Source organism: Klebsiella sp. 7-CIP_Kleb. (assembly GCF_050378655.1).
GTDB classification, from domain to species: Bacteria; Pseudomonadota; Gammaproteobacteria; order Enterobacterales; family Enterobacteriaceae; genus Klebsiella; species Klebsiella quasipneumoniae.
In genome coordinates, this window is the sequence record NZ_JBNRLJ010000008.1 from 129,590 (window position 1) to 151,709 (window position 22,120).

Annotated in this window: 14 protein-coding genes and 8 pseudogenes; 12 read left to right on the forward strand and 10 right to left on the reverse strand. The window is 49.6% G+C overall.

Going from position 1 to position 22,120, the window contains the following annotated elements:
• Window positions 1–54 precede the first annotated feature (54 nt).
• Window positions 55–1,365: a DUF2254 domain-containing protein gene (locus tag ACQUTI_RS22665; RefSeq protein ID WP_049014621.1), complete on the forward strand. Its 1,311-nt coding sequence runs from the start codon at window positions 55–57 to the stop codon at window positions 1,363–1,365.
• Window positions 1,366–1,479: 114 nt separating this feature from the next.
• Here the strand turns inward: ACQUTI_RS22665 and ACQUTI_RS22670 are convergent.
• Window positions 1,480–1,683, reverse strand: a pseudogene (locus tag ACQUTI_RS22670) (integrase core domain-containing protein); the annotation flags it as partial.
• Between the two features lie 57 nt (window positions 1,684–1,740).
• Between ACQUTI_RS22670 and ACQUTI_RS22675 the strand changes: the two are divergent.
• Window positions 1,741–2,425: pseudogene (locus ACQUTI_RS22675) on the forward strand (IS1 family transposase).
• Between the two features lie 98 nt (window positions 2,426–2,523).
• On the opposite strand, the pseudogene ACQUTI_RS22680 reads toward ACQUTI_RS22675, so the two are convergent.
• Window positions 2,524–3,632 (reverse strand): annotated as a pseudogene (locus ACQUTI_RS22680) (S-(hydroxymethyl)glutathione dehydrogenase/class III alcohol dehydrogenase).
• Window positions 3,633–3,839: 207 nt separating this feature from the next.
• Here ACQUTI_RS22680 and ACQUTI_RS22685 point away from each other — a divergent pair.
• Window positions 3,840–3,941 (forward strand): annotated as a pseudogene (locus ACQUTI_RS22685) (IS3 family transposase); the annotation flags it as partial.
• A gap of 45 nt (window positions 3,942–3,986) precedes the next feature.
• Here ACQUTI_RS22685 and ACQUTI_RS22690 read toward each other — a convergent pair.
• Window positions 3,987–4,292, reverse strand: coding sequence for a putative quinol monooxygenase (locus ACQUTI_RS22690; protein ID WP_058837175.1), 306 nt, complete (start codon window positions 4,290–4,292; stop codon window positions 3,987–3,989).
• Between the two features lie 125 nt (window positions 4,293–4,417).
• Here ACQUTI_RS22690 and ACQUTI_RS22695 point away from each other — a divergent pair, with 125 nt between their 5' ends.
• The gene (locus tag ACQUTI_RS22695; RefSeq protein WP_087778970.1) at window positions 4,418–5,404 is read left to right on the forward strand and encodes a GlxA family transcriptional regulator; all 987 of its coding nucleotides are present in this window, start codon (window positions 4,418–4,420) and stop codon (window positions 5,402–5,404) included.
• Between the two features lie 78 nt (window positions 5,405–5,482).
• Here ACQUTI_RS22695 and ACQUTI_RS22700 read toward each other — a convergent pair.
• Window positions 5,483–5,650: pseudogene (locus ACQUTI_RS22700) on the reverse strand (family 1 glycosylhydrolase); the annotation flags it as partial.
• A 298-nt stretch (window positions 5,651–5,948) separates the two neighbouring features.
• Between ACQUTI_RS22700 and ACQUTI_RS22705 the strand changes: the two are divergent.
• Window positions 5,949–6,944, forward strand: a complete 996-nt coding sequence (locus tag ACQUTI_RS22705) for a zinc-dependent alcohol dehydrogenase family protein (RefSeq protein WP_087778972.1) — start codon at window positions 5,949–5,951, stop codon at window positions 6,942–6,944.
• The gene (locus tag ACQUTI_RS22710; protein ID WP_058837178.1) at window positions 6,934–7,953 is read left to right on the forward strand and encodes a zinc-dependent alcohol dehydrogenase family protein; all 1,020 of its coding nucleotides are present in this window, start codon (window positions 6,934–6,936) and stop codon (window positions 7,951–7,953) included. The genes ACQUTI_RS22705 and ACQUTI_RS22710 overlap by 11 nt, the downstream gene beginning before the upstream one ends.
• A 22-nt stretch (window positions 7,954–7,975) precedes the next feature.
• On the opposite strand, the gene ACQUTI_RS22715 is transcribed toward ACQUTI_RS22710, so the two are convergent.
• Complete coding sequence (locus tag ACQUTI_RS22715) at window positions 7,976–8,875, reverse strand: LysR family transcriptional regulator (RefSeq protein ID WP_058837181.1); 900 nt, start codon at window positions 8,873–8,875, stop codon at window positions 7,976–7,978.
• 136 nt (window positions 8,876–9,011) lie between these two features.
• Here ACQUTI_RS22715 and ACQUTI_RS22720 point away from each other — a divergent pair, with 136 nt between their 5' ends.
• The 6 genes and pseudogenes from ACQUTI_RS22720 to ACQUTI_RS22745 form a co-directional block, all read left to right on the forward strand.
• A complete protein-coding gene (locus ACQUTI_RS22720; RefSeq protein WP_208311392.1) occupies window positions 9,012–9,752 on the forward strand; it encodes an SDR family oxidoreductase in 741 nt (246 codons plus the stop codon).
• A gap of 230 nt (window positions 9,753–9,982) precedes the next feature.
• A pseudogene (locus ACQUTI_RS22725) lies at window positions 9,983–10,338 on the forward strand (IS1 family transposase); the annotation flags it as partial.
• A gap of 85 nt (window positions 10,339–10,423) precedes the next feature.
• On the forward strand, window positions 10,424–10,831 hold the full coding sequence (gene tnpA, locus ACQUTI_RS22730) for an IS66-like element accessory protein TnpA (RefSeq protein WP_428923375.1): 408 nt from the start codon (window positions 10,424–10,426) through the stop codon (window positions 10,829–10,831).
• Complete coding sequence (tnpB, locus tag ACQUTI_RS22735; protein ID WP_021567584.1) at window positions 10,828–11,178, forward strand: IS66 family insertion sequence element accessory protein TnpB; 351 nt, start codon at window positions 10,828–10,830, stop codon at window positions 11,176–11,178. The genes tnpA and tnpB overlap by 4 nt, the downstream gene beginning before the upstream one ends.
• A 30-nt stretch (window positions 11,179–11,208) precedes the next feature.
• Window positions 11,209–12,801, forward strand: a complete 1,593-nt coding sequence (gene tnpC / locus ACQUTI_RS22740; RefSeq protein WP_428923376.1) for an IS66 family transposase — start codon at window positions 11,209–11,211, stop codon at window positions 12,799–12,801.
• A gap of 30 nt (window positions 12,802–12,831) precedes the next feature.
• Window positions 12,832–13,168: pseudogene (locus tag ACQUTI_RS22745) on the forward strand (IS1 family transposase); the annotation flags it as partial.
• A gap of 665 nt (window positions 13,169–13,833) precedes the next feature.
• Here ACQUTI_RS22745 and ACQUTI_RS22750 read toward each other — a convergent pair.
• The 5 genes and pseudogenes from ACQUTI_RS22750 to ACQUTI_RS22770 all read right to left on the reverse strand — a co-directional run.
• Window positions 13,834–13,970, reverse strand: a pseudogene (locus ACQUTI_RS22750) (helix-turn-helix domain-containing protein); the annotation flags it as partial.
• A 1,441-nt stretch (window positions 13,971–15,411) separates the two neighbouring features.
• Window positions 15,412–15,894: a hypothetical protein gene (locus ACQUTI_RS22755; protein ID WP_179130488.1), complete on the reverse strand. Its 483-nt coding sequence runs from the start codon at window positions 15,892–15,894 to the stop codon at window positions 15,412–15,414.
• Between the two features lie 472 nt (window positions 15,895–16,366).
• Window positions 16,367–17,302, reverse strand: a complete 936-nt coding sequence (kop, locus tag ACQUTI_RS22760; RefSeq protein WP_004026564.1) for an omptin family outer membrane protease Kop — start codon at window positions 17,300–17,302, stop codon at window positions 16,367–16,369.
• A gap of 1,866 nt (window positions 17,303–19,168) precedes the next feature.
• Window positions 19,169–19,825 carry a DUF6710 family protein gene (locus ACQUTI_RS22765; RefSeq protein WP_428923377.1) on the reverse strand — a complete coding sequence of 219 codons (657 nt, stop codon included), beginning with the start codon at window positions 19,823–19,825 and terminating at the stop codon, window positions 19,169–19,171.
• A gap of 835 nt (window positions 19,826–20,660) precedes the next feature.
• Entirely contained in the window at window positions 20,661–21,560 is a 900-nt protein-coding gene (locus ACQUTI_RS22770; RefSeq protein ID WP_004026560.1) for a RepB family plasmid replication initiator protein, read from the reverse strand.
• Window positions 21,561–22,120: the final 560 nt, after the last annotated feature.

Consider the following 22,120-nt stretch of genomic DNA (forward strand, 5'->3'; position numbering starts at 1 on the left):
TGCCGTCCTGGGGGCGGCAATTATTTATCCCGGCCGCAATATGAGGAATGCAGAATGATTTCACGCTGGAAATGGATTCTGAAGCAGACATTTAAAAAGCTATGGTTCAGGGCAACGTTATTCGCCATTGTCGCGATAATAACGGCCCTTTTATCAATTCTTTTTAAATCAATGATACCTGAGTCGGTTTCCGTGAAGGTTGGTGCGGAAGCAGTCGATAACATTCTGAACATACTGGCATCGAGTATGCTGGCAGTGACCACTTTTTCGCTGAGTATCATGGTCACAGCCTACGGTTCAGCCACTACTAATGTGACTCCCAGAGCTACGCGTTTAGTTGTTGAAGACGTAACCACACAAAATGTACTGGCCACCTTCATCGGTTCTTTTCTCTTCAGTCTGGTAGGGATTATAGCCCTCAGTATGGGAGCTTATGGAGAAAGGGGGAGAGTCATTTTATTCATTGTCACACTGGTTGTCGTTGCCTTAATCCTCATCACATTGCTTCGCTGGATACAGCATTTGACCTCTCTGGGGAGGGTAGGTGAGACAACGGCAAAAGTAGAACAGGCGGCCATCGAAACATTTATTGCGAGAGCAAGAAATCCCTGTCTCGGCGGATATCCATGGCTTGAGAACAATGAACAGCCGAAAGGAACGGTTGCAGTTTATCCGAAGAAGATTGGCTATGTTGAATATATTGATATGGTGAAACTTAGCAAGCTACTGACCAATGATCCCCGTCATGTATACCTTGTGGCGCAGCCAGGCAGTTTCATACATCCATCCATGCCAGTTTTGTACCTGAGTCAAGGCCAGGAGTCATCAATCAGCGCCGATTTACTTGAGACGATTATTGTCTCGGATGTACGTTCATTTGCTCAGGATCCCCGATTTTGTCTTAGCGTCATGGCAGAAATAGCCTGCCGGGCCCTTTCCCCCGCAGTGAACGATCCTGGGACCGCCATTGATGTCATTGGCAGAGGTGTTCGTATACTTTCCACTTACGCGCAGAATAAATCTGATGAAGTAGAAGTGAAATATCCTTCAGTTCATGTTGCACCACTTCAGAATAACGATCTACTGGAAGACTTTTTCTCACCTGTCGCGCGCGATGGTGCCAGTATGAGGGAGATTCAGATAAGAGTCCTTAAAGGACTGTCTATGCTGAGTAAGGGTTGGCCTGGGATATTTTCTGAGGCCGCGCATAATTTAGCATTTGAAACATTAGAGCATGCAACACGTGCTGACCATACAGACTCTGACAGATATCTAATAAAATCAATTTATTATAATTTATTTAGTGGCGAAGATTCTAATAAAAACCATAGTTGCGGAGCAAGCGATTCGGTTGTTGGCAAGTAAAGGGCAAAGCATTCGAGTGAGAATGGGCGTCTGCTTTGTGCTGTGAGTTCAACGGGTCGATGCAACGCTATCCTTAATCAAGGGGTGACCTGCCCCCAGAGTTAGATACAACCTTCAGTTAGTAATGTCGGTTGGTTTTTCTTCATATTTCCCGTTTCGCCAGCCCGCTGCAAACTCAGCCGGCGTCAGGTAATTCAGTGATGAATGTGGTCGACACTCGTTATAATCCAGTCGCCAGTCATTATTGATCTTCCTGGCGTGAACAATATCGCTGAACCAGTGCTCATTCAGGCATTCATCACGAAAGCGTCCGTTAAAACGGTAATGCTGCCAACTTACTGATTTAGTGTATGATGGTGATTTTAAGGTGCTTGCGTGGCTTCCATTTCCATCAGCTGTCCTTCCTGCTCCGCTACTGAAGGCGTGGTGCGTAACGGCAAAAGTACTGCCGGACATCAGCGCTATCTCTGCTCTCATTGCCGTAAAACATGGCAACTACAGTTCACTTACACCGCCTCTCAGCCCGGTACGCACCAGAAAATTATTGATATGGCCATGAATGGCGTCGGATGTCGCGCCAGTGCACGCATTATGGGCGTTGGCCTCAACACGGTTTTACGTCACTTAAAAAACTCAGGCCGCAGTCGGTAACCTCGCGCATACAACCGGGCAGTGATGTGATTGTCTGCGCTGAAATGGACGAACAGTGGGGCTACGTCGGTGCTAAATCACGTCAGCGCTGGCTGTTTTACGCGTATGACAGGATACGGAGGACGGCTGTGGCGCACGTCTTCGGTGAACGCACTCTGGCCACACTGGAGTGCTGTCGGCCTTTGAGGTCGTGGTATGGATGACGGATGGCTGGCCGCTGTATGAATCACGCCTGAAGGGAAAGCTGCACGTTATCAGCAAGCGTTACACTCAGCGCATTGAGCGACATAACCTGAATCTGAGACAACATCTGGCAAGGCTGGGACGGAAGTCACTGTCGTTCTCAAAATCGGTGGAGCTGCATGACAAGGTCATCGGGCATTATCTGAACATAAAACACTATCAGTAAGTTGGAGTCATTACCGGGTACCAATTAAAAATACAGATGAATAATCTTCCAGAACCACCACGCCAGTGCTCCCCGGAAGTACGTCAGGGATCCGGTGATCAGTAGTGGATCACCGTACGAATAGATCTACCTTCGTGCATCAGGTTGAAGGCTTCATTGATGTCATCCAGACCCATGGTATGGGTCACGAAAGGCGCCAGATCGATCTCACCTTTCATGGCGTCTTCTACCATGCCAGGAAGCTGGGTCGGCCTTTAACACCACCAAAAGCAGAGCCCTTCCATACACGACAGGTGACCAGCTGGAACGGGCGCGTGGAGATCTCTTTACCGGCGCCTGCGACACCAATGATAACTGACTGACCCCAGCCGCGGTGCGCGGATTCAAGCGCAGAACGCATGACGTTTACATTGCCGATACACTCAAACGTGTGGTCAACACCCCAGCCAGTCAGCTCAATGAGAACGTCCTGGATAGGTTTGTCATAGTCTTTCGGGTTAATGCAGTCTGTTGCCCCGAATGAGCGGGCCAGTTCAAATTTCTCAGGGTTGGTAGCGATGGCAAAGATACGCCCCGCTTTTGCCTGACGTGCACCCTGCACCGCTGCAAGGCCAATGCCGCCCAAGCCAAAAATAGCGACCGAGTCACCTGGCTGTACTTTGGCGGTATTGTGTACTGCGCCGATACCTGTCGTAACACCGCAACCCAGAAGACACACATGCTCATGATTCGCCTGCGGATTGATTTTGGCTAAAGACACTTCAGCGACAACGGTATATTCACTGAAGGTGGAGCAGCCCATATAGTGGAAAAGCGGCTGACCTTTGTAAGAGAAACGGGTGGTGCCATCAGACATGAGTCCTTTACCCTGCGTAGCACGAACAGAGATACACAGGTTAGTTTTGCCGGATTTACAGAACAGACATTCGCCACATTCTGCGGTGTAAAGCGGAATAACATGGTCGCCAGGTTTAACGCTAGTGACGCCTTCACCCACTTCCACAACAACGCCGGCACCTTCGTGCCCCAGAACCGCCGGGAAGACACCTTCCGGATCGTCACCAGACAAGGTAAATGCATCGGTATGACAGACACCGGTGTGGTTTATTTTTACCAGAACTTCACGTTTACGAGGTGGTTCCACATCAATCTCAACGATCTCAAGCGGCTTACCAGGTCCAGATGCAACAGCTGCACGTGATTTTATATGTCATTTCCTTTCATTACAGTTTAAGACCCCATCAGACATCTGCCTGGCAGAGTTAACGGAGATAGGAGCCGACTATCGAAATGGTGTCGTCGATTGACTGGACTGACCCCGCCCCGGTAGACGCTCCTGCCCTATAGTTTGAGTATAGGAGGAGCGTATGGGCACACCACGATTTACACCTGAATTTAAGGAAGAAGCCGTCCGTCAGATATCTTCGATTACATTGAAGTGTTCTACAACCGGGCCCGGCGCCACAGTCATCTCGGCGGCGTCAGTCCGGAGGCCTTCGAACAGGCCTCGTCGTGAGGACAGGATTTGTCTACAGACGTGGGGTCAGGCCAACGTAGCGAATTAAATACCTTTTGCCGCAATCAAAACAGCAGGATGAATGTGTGGCTCTTCTGCCAGCAGAGCGGGTAAGGTAGCGAATATTTGTTTAGCTGCTTCACCGGACATATGGAGTTCCCTTGAGTCTGTACTACTGAACAGATCTACAAGGAAAACCGTTTCAGGACTCGTTTCTGAGCGGATCACCAGCCAGTGAGTGGTGCCCTCTTCTGCATTAACATGAGGCAAAGCAGCGGCTATGCGCTCTGCTACTTCAGCGCCCTTTCCTTCTCTCGCTTTAAATGAAATCAGTCCTGCTGTTGTACTCATTGTTTCTTTCTCCTGTTGTAATAATCATGGCTTTCTTACGAGAATTATTGTATCAGGGTTAGGCAACATGGCACTGTGGCGAATCTGCCATTAAACCGGCTTTTTCGGCCAATTACAGGACTGAGATGAAAAAGATAGTCATTATTGCTTCCCCGGGATGCCTTGCTTCAGGCTATACCGGGCTGGCTGATATGTTCTCTCTTGCCGGAAGAGCCATATCAGCTGCTCGCAAGGAGCCGTCACCCTTTGATATCATGACAGCAAGTCCGGACGGGCAGCCTGTGACCGACGGAAGCGGGCGGTTACTGACCGCCGATGCGGCACTGGCAGATATCAAATCATGCGATGCGGTTCTGATCCCCGGGTTTGTACCCGATGCATCAAACACGCCGCCACAGCTCGGTAAACTGGGCAGCATAGCGTCATGGATACGGCAACAGTACGTGCATGGCGCCCTGGCTTGTGGCTCGTGCAGCGGAGTGTTTATGCTGGGCGAGGCGGGGCTGCTCAACGGCAGAAAATGTACGACAACCTGGTGGCTGTACGATGAGCTCAAGCGCCGTTACCCCCGGGCAAACGCCATCTGGGGCAATGCTCTGACTGAGGATAACCGTATAGTTACGGCTGGCGGGCCGCTTTCATGGATTGATGTAGCCTTACACGTTGTGCGTCAGCTTGAGGGGACGGAGGCTGCGCGCATTGCAGCAGAATTTGCTGTAGTGGATACAACGCCTCCCGCAAGGGCTGTTTATATGCCCACCGCGCACCTCAGCCGGCCGGACAGTATTCTACCCGGTGCAGAATTTTTTATAAGGCAGGAAACATCAACGCTGCTTACCACAAGAGAGCTGTGCCGGCGCCTTGCCATTTCGGAGCGAACCTTTCACAGGCGTATAAAGGCGGAAACAGGCGAGTCACCGAAACAGTTTATCGACAGGATCAGGTGTGAAATGGCAAGGCTGGCACTTGAAACATCCGCTAAAACCATAAAGCAGATCGCAACTGATGCAGGTTACGCGGATGAGGGCAGTTTCAGGAGGGTCTTCAGCCGGATGACCGGTATGAATCCGGCATTATACCGCCGTTGGGTGAAAGACCGTACCCGGGAATAATGCACAGTAGGACCGGGAGGTATCCGCGCGGAATTATGGGACGCCCTGACAGCACAGTGCTGCCAGGGCTGTGCTGTGTTAACTACTGAGGTCTTTTCCGTTCGTGGCGATGACTTTTTTATACCAGTGGAAGCTTTTCTTACGGGAGCGTTTTAGTGTTCCGTTCCCCATATCATCCTGGTCAACATGTATAAATCCGCACCGTTTGGACATCTGAGACGTGCTTGCGCTGATCATGTCTATAGGTGTAGCGACCTGCATTTGAAATAGGTACGACCTGCATTTACCGCTGATTATCAGCCCACATTAGCTGCAACCAGCGCAGCTCTCAAACCCACAATACATGCAAATGAGCCTGCATTTATCCCTGTCGACCTGCATTCCATTTTCACAAACCCACATTAACTGAAAACACGTCAGGCTATCCCAACGATATATCTGATTGGTGTTAATTTTGGAATTATATAATCCACACTATGCCATTAAATGGATGACTGGTTCCTGTTATCTTCTGTCCGTCCCCAATTACATAACAGGAATACACATGAACCAGACAATGACTGCTCTCGTACTCGAAAATTTCGGTGATGATAAATTTGCCCGTAAAGAACTCCCGGTGCCACAACCACAGGCTGGTCAGGTTCTGGTGCGTGTTCATGCCAGCGGTGTAAACCCGATTGATTATAAAATTCGTCTTGGAGAGGCTCCGTACGCCATGCCTCAGCTCCCTGCTGTGCAGGGTACTGATATGGCAGGGGAAGTTGTTGCTGTCGGTGAAGGCGTAACCCAGTTCCGTGTTGGAGATGAAGTCTACGGCCTGACCGGTGGCGTTCGCGGCCTTCAGGGTTCACTGGCTGAGTTCATTGCTGCAGATGCAGACCTGCTTGCCATCAAACCACGTAACCTTTCCATGCATGAAGCCGCAGCTCTGCCGTTAACGTTCCTCACGGCATGGTCTGGCCTTGTTGATAATGCCAATGTACAGGCTGGTCAACATGTGCTGGTACAGGGTGGCGCCGGTGGCGTAGGTAACATGGTTGTCCAGCTGGCAAATGCACTCGGTGCAAAAGTTGCTGCAACCGGATGTACGGCAGATCAGGAGCTGATTACAACGCTGGGCGCATTCCCGCTGGATTACACAAAGGTTTCCACGCAGGACATCATTGAGCAATGCACCGATGGTGAAGGCTTTGATATCGTTTACGATACGGTTGGTGGCCCTGTCCTCGACGCCTCACTTTCCATGACGCGCTATTACGGCCATATCACCAGCTGTGCTGCATTTGGTGACTATAACCTGGCAACGTCATCGCTGCGTTGTGCAACCCTGTCGGGTGTCTTTATTCTGCTGCCAATGCTCACAGGTGAACGTCGTGCTCATCACGGTGAAGTTCTGAAAACCGCCACCCGTCTGGTTGAAGAAGGCAAAATTCGTCCGGTCGTTGATGCTCGTCATTTCTCACTGGACCAGGCCATTGATGCCCACCACGCAGTTCAGGATGGTTCAGCTTCCATCAAGGTTGTGATTGATGTCATTTAACGGCCTGATGGCGAGAACCTGGCGCTTTAACTGCACCGGAGAAGCCGACGTCCTTGAACTCGAAAACCTGCCTGTTGCCTTACCGGCAGCAGGTGAGGTGCTGATTCAGATGAAAGCTATTGGTCTTAACCGTGCAGACACCATGTTCAGACGGGGTACTTATATCGAGAAGGCCGTATTTCCCTCTCGCCTTGGTTACGAAGGTGCTGGCGTGGTGCTGGCTACGGGCGAAGGTGTTAAGCAGTTCTCTCCTGGAGATAATGTTTCAGTGTTGCCTTCTGACAGCCTGGCGCGTTTTGGCACTTGCGCAGATAAGCTGCTGATCCCTGAAAGCTATCTGGTGCATAAACCTGACAGTCTGAGCTGGGAAGAAGCCTCATCAGTATGGATGCAATACCTTACCGCCTGGGGTGGGATCATGCATGCCGGGGAATTGACAAAGGGTGCGTCCGTACTGGTCACTGCTGCATCAAGCAGTGTTGGCCTGGCTGCGGTTCAGATTGCAGAAGCTGCGGGGGCCAGAGTGATTGCCAGCACCCTGACGGTGGAGAAAAAGGAACGTCTGCTTGCCTTAGGTGTGAAAGATGTCATTGCCAGTGAAGATGAACCTGACCTCTATCAGGCGATTGTTTCGCGGTTGGGGGGTGAGCATCTTGATATCGTGTTTGATGCTGTTGGTGGACCTCAGATTGAACATATCGCACAGGCCATGTCCGCAAAAGGACGTATGGTCATGCATGGTGCGCTGAGTCCTGATGTAACGCCTTTTCCTCTGCGACTGGCATTACGCAAGAGTCTCACTATGCGGGGCTTCCTCTTTTTGGAAGTGTTGAATGATCCAGCCATTCGGGAAAAAGCAAAGCGTTTTATCCTGAGCTGCATGGGGGCCGGTTTTCTGAAGCCACAGATAGATAAATGCTTTAAATTTGAAGAGCTGCGGGAAGCACACCAGTATCTCGAATCAAATCAACAAATCGGAAAGATCATTGTCAGGGTTGAGCCTGTCTGAATAAACCTGACCCCTTTTCGGGTCAGGTTTCCAGTTCACCCAGCACGTCTACAAGATAGTCAAACAGCGCTCTGATCCTCAATGGTGTTGGCCCACGCTGAGGGCGGTAAAGGTACAACCGCCAGACGGGTGACGTCTCCTCGGTGAATATCTGAATAAGCTTGCCACTTTTAAGCCACGGCAGAACTAAAAATCCCGGCATATGCCCAAATCCAACACCGGCCAGAATAGCCTGGAACTCAGCCTCAAGATCATCGGCAATAAAGCGAGGTTTCGACGGGATGAAGCTGCGGCTTTCGGTAAATGTCCAGGGCCAATAGCGACCCGTCTTGTGATCAAACAATGCCGTCAGAGGATAGGAATCCAGCTCAGCGATGCTGGCAGGCATTCCAACCTTATCAATCAGCTCAGGTGTACCGACAAGGTAAAAATGAATCTTTGCCAGTTCGCGCGCCACATACCGGTTGTCAGGCAAAAATCCAAAACGGATACCTATATCGATACGTTCATCGATAACATCGCTGTGCGAGTCGGTCAGCACACAGTCCACCACAATATCCGGGTACTGACGCGCAAATTCAGCCAGTGCAGGAACAACCAGTTTTCGGCCTAATACCGAAGACATAGTTAATCTCACCGTCCCCCCCATTTCATCAGTTTTATCCTTAACGCCTTTTACTAACAGCGAATCAAGAGAGTCAACCGCCTGGCGCGCCTGTTTTGCAAGACGTTCTCCATCTGCAGTTATCTTTATTTGTCGGGTACTCCGGTAAAATAAAATTTCTCCCCGCTGCTCTTCAAGTTCCTTTACTGCCCGGGTGACTGCCTGGGGTGATATCCCCAGTAGCATCGCCGCTTCCTTAAAATTTCGTGATTCGGCAGCCACGCAAAAAATACGCAGCATCTCCAGCTTGTTTTGCATCGTAGCAGCTCCTTGAAGTTTCATAGTTCCATATTTAGGAATTCTGAAAGGTATTAATTTCCATTTATTATGCCACTTTGCGCTGCGATACTTAACCTCGTTCAGAAAGTAATCATTCATTTCAGAGGCTAATACGATGAATAATATCGATAAAAAGGTTGTCGTCATTACAGGTGCGAGCAGTGGACTGGGTGAAGCTACAGCCCTGAACCTGGCAAAAAAAGGCGCTATTCTGGTGCTGTCTGCTCGCCGCAAGGAGCGTCTCGACCAGCTGGCTGCCCGGATTATTGCTGGTGGTGGCCAGGCTATTGCTGTTGAAGCTGATGTGACGCGTAAAGCAGATGTCCAGAATATTATCGACAAAGCCATTGAAGCTTTTGGCCGTGTTGACGTGATGGTGAATAACGCGGGTCTGATGTCGATAGCTCCACTCAGTCTTGCCAAAACCGACGAGTGGGATCGCATGATTGATATCAACATCAAAGGCGTTCTTTATGGTATTGCGGCAGCCCTTCCTGTTTTTGAAAAGCAGCAATCCGGTCATTTCATTAATCTGGCGTCGGTTGCAGGTATCAAGGTATTCAGCCCTGGCGGCACGGTGTATAGCGGGACCAAATTCGCGGTGAAGGCTATCTCTGAGGGTCTGCGTCATGAAGTGGGTGCGCATATTCGCACGACCACTATCTGTCCCGGAGCCATCGACAGTGAGCTGAAGCTGGGGAGTTCTGACCAGAATAGTTCAAACTTCGTCATCGACTTCTATAAACAAGCTATTCCTGCCGATTCGGTAGCAAGAGCGATTGCCTATGCCATCGAGCAACCTGCCGATGTTGATATCAACGAAATTGTTTTGCGCCCAACCAGTCAGGAATTCTAATTCCCTAAATCTGTAGCCACTCAGTGGTCATTTACTGAATATTTATGTCATACCAGCCACTTCCGTGGATGAGCGGAAGTGGTCTGGTATGCATGTCATAATGATGTAACGAGGTTATTCCATGTTTTCAGCTAAACGTATTGTGTTAATTTCTGTTCTGGCTTTTATGAGTGAAGGTAATGCTGCCAACTTACTGATTTAGTGTATGATGGTGTTTTTGAGGTGCTCCCGTGGCTTCCATCTCCATCACTTGTCCCTCCTGCTCAGCTACTGAAGGCGTGGTGCGTAACGGTAAAAGTACTGCCGGACATCAGCGCTATCTCTGCTCTCATTACCGTAAAACATGGCAACTACAGTTCACTTACACCGCCTCTCAGCCCGGTACGCACCAGAAAATCATTGATATGGCCATGAATGGCGTCGGATGTCGCGCCAGTGCACGCATTATGGGCGTTGGCCTCAACACGGTTTTACGTCACTTAAAAAACTCAGGCCGCAGTCGGTAACCTCGCGCATACAACCGGGCAGTGATGTGATTGTCTGCGCTGAAATGGACGAACAGTGGGGCTACGTCGGTGCTAAATCGTAAGCGTCAAGCCACTGCCGCCTGTTGCGATTACTAACGATTGACGATGATAGAGTCCTCTTATTAACGTTAATGGACTCTATCAATGTCAAACACTCTTCAGCCCCGCAGGGCGCGGGCGTCCTACTCAATAGACTTTAAGCTGGCTCTCGTCGAAAAGTCATATCAGCCTGGAGCCTGTGTTGCCCGGTTGGCGCGGGATAATGGAATTAATGACAATCTGCTGTTTACCTGGCGCCAGCGTTACAGACATCTTCTGCCCGATGAAATACAACGGTCAATCAGAGAGCAAGACTCTGTTATCCCCGTTGTCTTGCCTGATATGGTCCTGTCACACCATGCTGAGCCGCACTATGAACCCGCCGCTCCAGCCTGCCGCGAGGCCATGACATGCGAGGTGACTGTCGGCGGTGCCAGCCTGCGTCTGTCCGGGGATTTATCACCTGCACTTCTGAAAACGCTGATCCGCGAGCTGAGCGGGAGGAGCCGATGATACCCTTACCGTCAGGCACTCGTATCTGGCTGGTTGCCGGGGTCACCGATATGCGTAAGTCCTTCAATGGTCTGGGCGAACTGGTCCAGCATGTTCTTGATGACAATCCGTTCTCCGGCCACCTGTTTATCTTCCGTGGTCGTAAAGGTGACACCGTGAGGATCCTCTGGGCTGATGCTGACGGTCTGTGTCTGTTTACCAAACGTCTGGAAGAGGGACAGTTCGTCTGGCCTGCTGTACGCGACGGCAAAATCGCCATCACCCGCTCACAACTCGCCATGCTCCTCGATAAGCTGGACTGGCGGCAACCTAAAACTGCACGCCTTAACTCACTGACGATGTTGTAAAAAGCACATGACCGCATTATAAATGGGGTCATGAGTCAGGACTATCTCGCCCGTATCGCTGCGCTGGAAGACGCGCTTCGCCAGAAAGACAGCCAGCTCAGTCTCGTTGCTGAGACTGAGTCGTTCCTGCGTTCGGCGCTGGCCCGCGCAGAAGAGAAAATAGAGAACGAAGAGCGTGAAATAGAACATCTGCGGGCTCAGATAGAAAAACTGCGCCGAATGCTGTTCGGTACCCGTTCAGAAAAGCTACGCCGGCAGGTCGAAGAAGCCGAAGCCCTGCTGAAACAGCAGGAGCAGCAAAGCGATCGTTACAACGGCCGGGACAATGATCAGCAGGTTCCGCGTCAGTTGCGCCAGTCCCGTCATCGTCGCCCGTTACCGGAACATCTTCCCCGCGAAATAAACAGACTGGAGCCAGCTGAAACCAGCTGTCCTAGTTGCGGTAGTGATATGGCCTATCTCAGCGAAGTCAGCGCGGAGCAACTGGAGCTGGTCTCCAGCGCCCTGAAAGTGATCCGCACGGTCAGAGTGAAAAAGGCCTGTACCCGATGCGACTGCGTCGTTGAAGCGCCAGCGCCCTCACGTCCTATCGACCGGGGCATCGCCGGGCCGGGTCTGCTGGCCCGCGTGTTAACGGCCAAATACTGTGAACACCTGCCGCTGTATCGCCAGTGCGAAATCTTTGCCCGTCAGGGTGTGGATCTGAGTCGTGCGCTGCTCTCCAACTGGGTGGATGCGTGCTGCCGGTTAATGGCCCCGCTGGATGAAGCCCTCTACCACTACGTGATGGACTGCCGCAAACTGCATACGGATGACACTCCGGTGCCCGTGCTGGCGCCGGGCAGAAAGAAGACGAAAACCGGGCGTATCTGGACATATGTCCGTGATAACAGAAGCGCGGGTTCATCAGATCCGCCAGCGGCATGGTTCGCCTTCTCACCGGACCGACAGGGGAAACACCCTCAGCAACATCTTCGGCACTATCATGGCGTGCTGCAGGCAGATGCCTTCGCAGGGTACGACAGGTTGTTCAGCGCAGAGCGTGAAGGTGGCCCGTTGACAGAAGCGGCATGCTGGGCTCATGCGCGGCGCAAAATCCATGACGTCTATATCAGCACCCGGACGGCCACAGCAGAGGAGGCTCTGAAGCGCATCAGTGAGTTATACGCGATAGAAGAGGAAATACGCGGCTTTCCGGCATCTCAGCGGCTGGCCGCCAGACGGTCCCGAAGTAAACCGTTGCTGATATCCCTGCATGACTGGTTGGTGGAGAAAAGTGCCACTCTGTCGAAAAAATCCCGGTTAGGCGAGGCGTTCGCTTATGCACTGAACCAGTGGGATGCCCTGTGTTACTACTGCGATGATGGTCTGGCAGAGCCGTATAATAACGCTGCTGAGCGCGCGCTACGAGCGGTCTGTCTGGGCAAGAAAAACTACATCTTCTTCGGCAGTGATCATGGTGGTGAACGTGGTGCCCTGCTGTATGGTCTGATCGGAACGTGCAGGCTGAACGGTATCGATCCAGAGGGTTACCTTCGCCATATCCTGAGCGTATTGCCGGAGTGGCCCATCAACAAAGTGGCCGAACTGCTGCCATGGAACGTAGATCTCACCAATAAATAGCCGTCAATACGGCGCTCACTTAACGCTTACGCTAAATCACGTCAGCGCTGGCTGTTTTACGCGTATGACAGGATACGGAGGACGGTTGTGGCACACGTATTCGGTGAACGCACTCTGGCCACACTGGAGTGCTGTCGGCCTTTAGGTCGTGGTATGGATGACGGATGGCTGGCCGCTGTATGAATCCCGCCTGAAGGGAAAGCTGCACATTATCAGCAAGCGTTACACTCAGCGCATTGAGCGACATAACCTGAATCTGAGACAACATCTGGCAAGGCTGGGACGGAAGTCACTGTCGTTCTCAAAATCGGTGGAGCTGCATGACAGGGTCATCGGGCATTATCTGAACATAAAACACTATCAGTAAGTTGGAGTCATTACCCGCGGAGAGGAGTGGCTATCATGCTGGAATTCTGTTTCTGAATGGCGCAGGATTTCGGGCCAGGGTTACGACTGATGTTACAGAGTCGCAACAATATATAAATACCTTCCGGTAACCTTCTGTTGGAGCAAAAAAAAATCCGCTCAACCTTGGGGAGAGGGGGAATCAGGTTTACATACTGTATATTATTTTAGTTCAGTCACTTAATGCGCTTATTTCCATTTAAGCACGTAAATTATATATAAAAAAATATGGTGAAAATATGAATATTTAATGAGAGTGTGAAGTAGGTTGAACATGGAAAAGAACGCTCGGCGGGACCGGGCGGTGTCAAAAATTGGATTGGCCCCTATATTTCCATACACTTTTTATCACTTAACCCATTACTGGTTCGCCGCCGCAGGTATTCCCGTGGTGAACGATATCCCAGTTCACTGAGCGGACTGTCAGTCTAGATTAAGCTCTGTGCTGTAACAGTGCCAGATCAAGTGTGAGCTAATACAACTGGCGGCAATCATGTCCGCTGATATTGAAGCACTACTGGACGCATAGATGCTGCGGTTTGTCTTTTGCATAGTCAGGATAAGTAACATTCGCTTTTTGCACATATCAGACCGTCCAGCTGAGAACTCAGGGTCATCGCCGTCCGCCTAAACCCTGAGTATGGTTTGCCTGGTTGTATTGAATTCCCGAGCGATGACGCAGATGCTGATCCCGGCATTAATCTGTCTAATCACCGTAGTTTCAGTTCTTCATTCAGAACTGGAGGCCGTCCAAACCGCTTTCCCCTCCTCCCGAAACTGTTTCATAAAGCCCCGATCAATCAGGGAGGATATGCGCACGGGCCAGAGGTGGTGCGCCGGGGATATGACTACTGTGTGCGAGATGACTGAACAAATAAGCTTCCTCACGAACGATGGCTATTCTCCTGATTCTGATCGCCGGCAAGCGTGTCAGGTAGCAAAAGAGCGCACGTAAGACAACATACCCTTGAGGGTCTTGACCTTCAACGTGCCCGACCCGGCCCCCGCCGCGCGGACGAAAAAAAGAGAAAAAATAAAAAAAAAGAAAAAAAGAATATGCCGAAAATGTGCACAGTCGCGACCCACGCAGAGCGTGGCACTCCGGAGCAAAGGCTTTGTAGGGCTATAAGGCATGTTGTCTTACGTTTTGAGTGTGATGGTCCGATCCCACCAGCTTTCATGAATTGTCCCGCCGGGTGGACTGCTATAAAGTGCATTCCTGCACTGCAGCCCCTGCCGGTGATGAAGAATAATTCCGTCCGGCGAGTATTGAGCAAGACCTTCACTACGTATTAAAACCTGGAACTCCGGGATGACGATGCCTGAGGTGATTTACCACCGGGAGTAAAAATTCGTTTATGGCGCCAGCAGCTGGTACCTGGCAGAGTTAAGTTCTTATCGCAAAGGATGATAAAAATGAGCCATGGCAAATGTGAGCCGACAAACACGAATGCCGCCGATTACAAGCTGTACGCGCGATTCGATGCTGGTGAAACGCTTGAAAGCGTTTTAGCCTCTCCACCGACCACGAAGCACAATAAAGTAACTTCTGAAGGAAACATCAGGACAGAACACAGAATGTGGATGGCGTGGAGAAAGAAGCATCCCAGACCACTCTGATTATCAGTGACGATTAATAAGGATAAAACATGCGAACGACAAGTATCACCCGTGTCTGGTTTTGGCGAGTTTTGGTGTATCCGCTAAAATCCTTGCAGACCCAGACCTTACTTACCAGGCAAATAAAACGTGTGCTAAACGAGATGTACTGGAACTGAAAGTCCCTTTAGAAGCCAATAATCCCTACTCTCCCACATGGGGTTTGGACAAGGGCATGGTGCAGGCCACAATTGACGCACTGAAAGAAAATCCAGACATCGCCCCGACTGACTCTGTAGCCTGCCAACAGGCTGCAATAAAACAGTATCGGGCTGGGCAAAAACACTACAGTAAGCTCAGGTAGCTGCCGTGATGCCCACCAGCTGAAACCTGTGTGTGGTATAAAAACCCCGTAGCGCTGGTGCAAAACAGACCAGCTCATTCCAGTTCTCAATCCCCTTCTGTGATGTAGGCCCCTGTCGCATTCAGACCTGAATAACCGTGCAGGGAAACATGTCAGTAAGCCATCTGGATACAAAAACTGGTGGTATAGCCACTTTAGCGTAATGCTAATGTATGCGTACATTAGCATTAAATTTATGTTATTTACCCTTCTCCCTTCCTGGATGCCTTAACCTGGGTCTGATAGTTGCGCTTTACCCGCTCAATTTCCGCCAGAGTTGCCGCCCAGTGCAGCCCTGCGGCGTGACGATATCTGGTTGCCATTTTTTCAACGGACTCCGGAGTGCTGTCATCGCTGCGGTGCTGCCGTCCCTTCACCCCGAAAATTTCCACTATAAGCCACTGGCTACCGGTTCTGCCGAACAAGGCCTGACACAGCCGCCTCACGGCAAGCGGCGTCAGATCCGGGTCGGGATCATACGCGATGGTGGCAAAAATAAAACGCAGCATCTCAGAGGTTTTGTAGCGTTTTACCGCTGCCGCCAGCCGGGCAGCTCTTTGCGGCGCTTCCCAGCGGTCGTCGCTGTAACCTGCCACTTCAGAGAGATAGTCCTTCTCGAGTTGTTTAGCCGTGTAGCAACGCCCCCCCAAAAACATCCGCATAGCTTCTTTCGTTTCAGCTCTCACGAATCTTGTCCTCAGCCAAAGCTAATGTACGCATACATTAGCATTAATTATCAGGTTAAACAAAAATCAGGAAACCGATCTGATTCAGTGCAGGTGGCTGTCTCTTTTGAATTATAGCTTTTGCGTTATGGTATTCAGTTAATCCGATTTCTGAAATCCGGGCGTATACATGTTATCTCTTTTCCCGGTGGTCTACTGTAGTAGACAGAAAATACAGGAACCTCGATATTTCCATATCTTAATAAATTCTGTTCTTATATCCTCCGAAATCTTGATGGATGATATGGTGCTGCATCATACTATGGTTCTGTTTTTTATGTGGATTTCATCTTCTACGCTTGACGGGTATGCCTGACTTTTAATTTATGAAATCTTTCAATGCCAGAGCTGTTACTCTGGCATTAAATATGGCATGTGTCATGATTAGGTAACGAATGAAATGGAACAAATCCTCCTAATCAAGATTTTTTACTTAGAATCGATATTGCAGGCCCGCTGTAATCGTATAGTTTTTATTTGATATCCCGGCGGCATCTCCCCCAATGGAGGCGGACTCGCCACTGTTAGTATCAATAATCTGAGTCCCTCCCTTAGCCTCCTCATATTTACTGTAGGTGAACTCAGCAAATACTTTGGCGTTCGGAGTTACGTAATATCCGGCATCAATTGAAGTGCCATAGTAACGTGAACTGGTCGTCTTCTCACGGAAAGTTAAATCCCGCATGTAGTGCTCATCGTTATCGTGCGCCCGAACCCAGTCACTGAATTTAAACAATGCATTGAACTCAAAATCATTAATACGATACTGACCTACAAGGCCAATGTACGGCATGGAAAACCGCTGGCTATAGCCAATTCCACGTTCACCAGCAGGGAATTCTCCAGTATATGCACCATTATCGTAGTTATAGGAACCACCGGTTGCAGTCCAGCTGAATCGAGTCTCCTGATAACCAGCCATTACACCCGCTTTATAGTTTTCATTCTGGAAAACCCAGCCTTTTGCGTTCAGATCGAATTCATTGGCATAGTTGACGTTCGTGCTGGGGTGGGATGAGTGGTCAGTCCATCCCGATTGATTATCGTTCATCCAGTCATAGTCGTCCATATGACCTGCCCCTGAAGCCAGGGATGTCCAGCCTCGTGCATTCAGTGTCAGAAACGAATATGCATCCCAGGAAATGTCGCCTTTTAAAATGGCAACATTCTTGATCTTCCAGTCCAGCTGGCTGACCTTTCTTCCTGTACCAGTATCATAAACCATTTCATGAGATTTACCGCTTAACATCCCGGCGGAGGTAGATACAGTTACACTTTCCGGTGAGAAATTTGGCGTTAACTGCGTAGAGTCAGCATAAGCAGTACCTGAAAGCATGGCCATCATCAATGCAATTGTACTTTTGTTCATTTTTTATTCCCATAATGAAACATTTTTCCGTGTGTTGCAAAGATAGTTTAAAACTCATACAAATAAGTAGCAACTGTAAATTTTTGTAATTTTAGGTTTCTGGAAACATATCCAGCATCTCTATTCAGGTTGCTTAATAGGTATATAATTCAGTTTCTTATAGTTAAAATAGTTAGTGTAATCTTCTGATGGTTCTTGGACTGCGAACTCATATCACTCTCGGACGGCAGAATAATACAGACCACTGGAGCTGTATCGATGGTCAGTAAGTGATCGTTCCTAACCATCGAGTACAGTAGACCTTTACCCACGAGGCTTCACAGGTTGCCTCACACAGTAGACACTTAACATGGGTTATATGTCGACTCTCGCATACAGTAGACCCTATTGGTGCATACCCGGCGATGCCCGGCCATTTAACCGGACATCGCATACAATAGACCATTGCCTGTCAGCAACTACCCGGTACGTGGGTTGTCGCCTACAGTAGACACTCGTTGTTCATACCTGTGATAACCGGCGATGCCCGGCCATTTAACCGCACGTCGCATACAGTAGACAATTATCTTTCAGAACCTATCCGGTACGTGGGTTGTCGCCTACAGTAGATACCCGTTGCTCCTGCCAGGCATAACCGGCGATGCCTGGCCATTCAACCGCACGTCGCATACAGTAGACAATTATCTTTCAGAACCTATCCGGTACGTGGGTTGTCGCCTACAGTAGACACCCGTTGTTCCTGCCCGGCAGAACCGGCGATGCCTGGCCATTCAACCGCACGTCGCATACAGTAGACCATTTCCTTCAGCACCTACCCGGTGTGTGGCTTGGCGTATACAGTAGACACCCGTTGTTTTGCCCGGCAGAACCGGCGATCCCCGGCCATTTAACGGTGCGTCGCATACAGTAGACCATTTCCTTCAGCACCTACCCGGTGTGTGGGTTGTCGCGTACAGTAGATACCCGTTGTATCTGCCCGGCAGAACCGCCGATGTCCGGCCATTTAACGGTGCGTCGAATACAGTAGACCATTACCTGTCAGCACCTACCGGTGCGTTAGTCGTCGCATACAGTAGACTCCCGTTGTTTCTGCCCGGCATAACCGGCGATGCCCGACCATTTAACCGGACATCGCATACAGTAGACCATTGCCTTCAACACCTACCTGGTGCGTGAGTTGTCGCCTACAGTAGACACCCGTTGTTCCTGCCAGGCATAACCGGCTATGCCGGGCCATTCAACCGCACGTCGCATACAGTAGACAATTACCTTCAGAACCTATCCGGTACGTGGATTGTCGCCTACAGTAGACACCCGTTGTTCCTGCCCGGTAGAACCGGCGATGCCCGGCCATTTAACCGGGCATCGAATACAATAGACTATTGCCTGTCAGCACGTACCGGTGTGTGGGTTGGCGTATGCAGTAGACACCAGAGTTGTTCGTAACCTGCATAACCGGCAAGGATCGGCTATTTCAGCGCACGTCGCATAAAGTAGACCATTGTCTGTCAGCACCTACCGGTGCGTGGCTTGGCGTATACAGTAGACACCAGTTGTTCATAGCCTGCATAACCGGCGAGAATCGGCCATTTAACGGCACGTCGAATACAGTAGACCGTTCTCCCACTAGCGCATATCCACTTGAGTTGGCCGTCGCATACAGTAGACACGAATAAGTAGACACGAATAGGTAGCCTCCAGCACTGATCAGCCATAGCCCGATATCGCATACAATAGACCTTCCCCTATTTGGGCATAACCGATATGCGGTGATTGTCGCATACAGTAGACATAGATCCTTAGCCACAGGCTTAACAGGGATCATCGTGACGTAAACGTCTTCAGCAAGCAGTTCGAGCAAAATTCTTAAGCTCCTTCCACTAATAGCCGCCCTATCTCAAACACCGCAGCTGAACGCCCCGACTTAACCGCTTCGACCTTATGATCGTCAACAAACCAGTGATTACCGTCCGTTCGGACCAGCTCAAACAGCCAGGACATATCGTAAACGTGCTCAGGGATTAGCGTCCCTTCTCCGGCCAGAATGCCAGCCGTTATTGAATGATTTCCGCCACCCACAAAGCCAATACGCCAGGGCAACCATAGCTCAACATAATGATTGCTATTATCCTGCTTCCACGGCTTCCCCTTATAGCTTCCAATACGTGAAACGTTATTGATAAAGCGTTGTAGGCTCCAAGGCCACGGCAGCACCATATCACTTGCCAGTGACAACGGGTAATCAGCGCCGTCCATCTCATGTTCTTTCATCTTTTCATACGATTTCACATCGATAAGCTCTTCAAAGAAGAACTTTTCAGGGGTCATATTTGGTCGGGCATCTGTTCCTTCCTCGGCTACCGCCAGCAAGAAATCACTCTGTACTGGTCGCACGATAGCGCGAATGAGATCGGGCAGCGTCATGACAGGTAATTTCTCGGCCACCGAAAGCAGGTGATCGAAGCGCTTTTTTTCATTGCCGGTTGCTGCTTTCTCTTTCTTTTTTTGGTTCCAGAACATCACTTGCCGTGCCCTCCTTATCGTGATGATGATTTTCATGCTCATGCTGCGGTAGTTCTACATAGCGCACATGTTCTTCATACGTGGTGTAGTTATGCATGCCGCTATAATCCGGGTCTACGTCAGAACTCCTCTCATCGTCCTTGTAGAACAGCAAACGTATACCGGTGTCCGGTTGTGACGCATGTCGCATACTGTAGACAATATGCGATCGCAATCATTAAAACGCCCCTGTTCTGAAGCCATGGCAGTATTGAAATACGATAGGCCATTATCCACCAGCTCATACCCTATAGCGTGAATGGCCGCACACAGTAGACAAATGAAATACACCACCGATAAATGCGGACCTGATCGAACATTCAACCGGGTGCCGCATACAGTAGATCGTCACCCTGCAGCACACCCCAGATTGAGATACTTGTAGCGTACAATAGACATCTGTCTTTAACGGCCACCTGCTTTTACCAACAGCATTCAGATATCGCATACAGTAGACATTTGTATTCCGTAGGGCTAATCGAGGTTCGCATGTCGCGTGCAGTAGACTATCTACCAGACGAATTTACAAAACAGGCAACAGAAGACAAGCTCTTGCATCATGGCAAAAAAGAAAAGTTACTTTCCTTCTTAGGAACCTGATGTGAAATTCATCGGCAGTTTCAGCTGAGCCACTACGTTTTCAAAAACTTTCACTGAAGTTGGAAGGGGTTACGACATGTCAGCGTTACTTTTGGTGTTTTTAACGTACAATCCGATAGCACTTTGTAGAGAACAATCCCCGGGTTCTACTGAAGAGGGCCCGTAAGCCCCCTCAGAGCGATTGTCGGTGGACTTTCTACTTCAGGGAGGGATTTCTCTTGATGATTTGAAACGCTATCTTGTTGCCTTCCTTAAGCTCCTGGTATTCAAGGTATCCAATGTCCTCCAGTTGCTTAAGTGCTTTTCTTACCGTTGAATTCTGAAGAGCAGGTCTGGAAGTGAGGGATAAACGCTTCCTGAACCTCTCAATGCTGACAGGGATCGGATTAGGTGGCAGAGCCTCAATGAACGTATAAAGGGCCTGGGCTGACTCTTTCCTTGCAAGGGCTTTAAGGGCTCTCAGCTTAAGCAGGATCTTGTATTCACCAACATACAGATCCTTAAGCGTTTTCGACGGAGTGAGGATAACTTTGTCATTACCAATGTCCACGGTTGACTCACCAATGAGCTGAACAAATTTAGTGACTTCAATGTTTGTGCCTCTGTCCTTGGAGAATTCAACAACATTAGACATCAGTTTCCTGAGCGAATCTTTGATTTTTTCACGAAATTCAGCCTTCAGACGTCCACGAGAAAAACCACATCGCATAGCAAACTCAGTAAATCGGATCGAGATAGTCCCATCCTCGTTAGACTCGAGTTCATTATCGGTCAGTACCGATATGATTCCTGTCCAAACCTTGAAATCCGTATCCATGTCTAGCCTTGGACCTGAAATGGTAATCCTTTCAAACCCTTCGGATTTGGCTAACTCCAGATGCCTAAGATCGTCTGACGCGTTGATGTTTGATCCGACATTGCTTTTCTTAGCGATCGCTTTGTTCGTCGATTTTAATGTTGGTACAAAGACCCCCAAACGCATCAGAGGAACTGTCTGTACACTGGTCTCCGATGTGGAAGAAAGTGTGATAACTTCACCAGTAGTCTGATTTATTTCTTCTACATTTAGGTATGACTCATTGATTTTGTTAGACATTTCCCTCAAACCCTAAGTTTTGAATAACCATCAAAAATATAGCATACAGTAGACACTTTTATAGCGCACAATAGACAATATATAGCATTCAGTAGACTGTTTGTAGATTACAGTAGACATTTCGTAGCATACAATAGACACCGATCACCTTCCAAGCCAAGCGGCACAGGGCCTCCAGCGATCCGGGATCTTTTTGGTACTCTCTGGATCCTTTATGGATCAGTTATTGGATCTATCCTGTGGAAAACCTACTGCGGAGAAACTGCTTTACTGTCTACATCCTCGGCTTAGGAAAAGATACCTGACGCAGATTGAGAAGATCACTTATTGGGATCATGAGTGAGAAACCAATCATGGAAAGCTCTCTCGCGATCAAACTCTGGTAAGTTATGTATAGACACGTTCCAGTTCGCGATTTTAACTATGAAGCTAATGTATTCCTGCTCCGCTGACCTGCTCCCCGTTGATTAGTACACCCCGATGTTAGTAATGTCTTCATAAGCCACATGAGGACATCCCCATGAAGAAGCGTTTTTCCGACGAACAGATCATCAGTATTC

Bases quoted from the DNA above. Each gene is read 5' to 3' on its own strand.
- kop (WP_004026564.1), bottom strand. From the start codon at position 17,302: ATGAACAAAAGTACAATTGCATTGATGATGGCCATGCTTTCAGGTACT.
- ACQUTI_RS22720 (WP_208311392.1), top strand. From the start codon at position 9,012: ATGAATAATATCGATAAAAAGGTTGTCGTCATTACAGGTGCGAGCAGT.
- tnpB (WP_021567584.1), top strand. From the start codon at position 10,828: ATGATACCCTTACCGTCAGGCACTCGTATCTGGCTGGTTGCCGGGGTC.
- ACQUTI_RS22665 (WP_049014621.1), top strand. From the start codon at position 55: ATGATTTCACGCTGGAAATGGATTCTGAAGCAGACATTTAAAAAGCTA.
- ACQUTI_RS22710 (WP_058837178.1), top strand. From the start codon at position 6,934: ATGTCATTTAACGGCCTGATGGCGAGAACCTGGCGCTTTAACTGCACC.
- ACQUTI_RS22705 (WP_087778972.1), top strand. From the start codon at position 5,949: ATGAACCAGACAATGACTGCTCTCGTACTCGAAAATTTCGGTGATGAT.
- tnpA (WP_428923375.1), top strand. From the start codon at position 10,424: ATGTCAAACACTCTTCAGCCCCGCAGGGCGCGGGCGTCCTACTCAATA.
- ACQUTI_RS22770 (WP_004026560.1), bottom strand. From the start codon at position 21,560: ATGTCTAACAAAATCAATGAGTCATACCTAAATGTAGAAGAAATAAAT.
- ACQUTI_RS22715 (WP_058837181.1), bottom strand. From the start codon at position 8,875: ATGCAAAACAAGCTGGAGATGCTGCGTATTTTTTGCGTGGCTGCCGAA.
- tnpC (WP_428923376.1), top strand. From the start codon at position 11,209: ATGAGTCAGGACTATCTCGCCCGTATCGCTGCGCTGGAAGACGCGCTT.
- ACQUTI_RS22690 (WP_058837175.1), bottom strand. From the start codon at position 4,292: ATGAGTACAACAGCAGGACTGATTTCATTTAAAGCGAGAGAAGGAAAG.
- ACQUTI_RS22695 (WP_087778970.1), top strand. From the start codon at position 4,418: ATGAAAAAGATAGTCATTATTGCTTCCCCGGGATGCCTTGCTTCAGGC.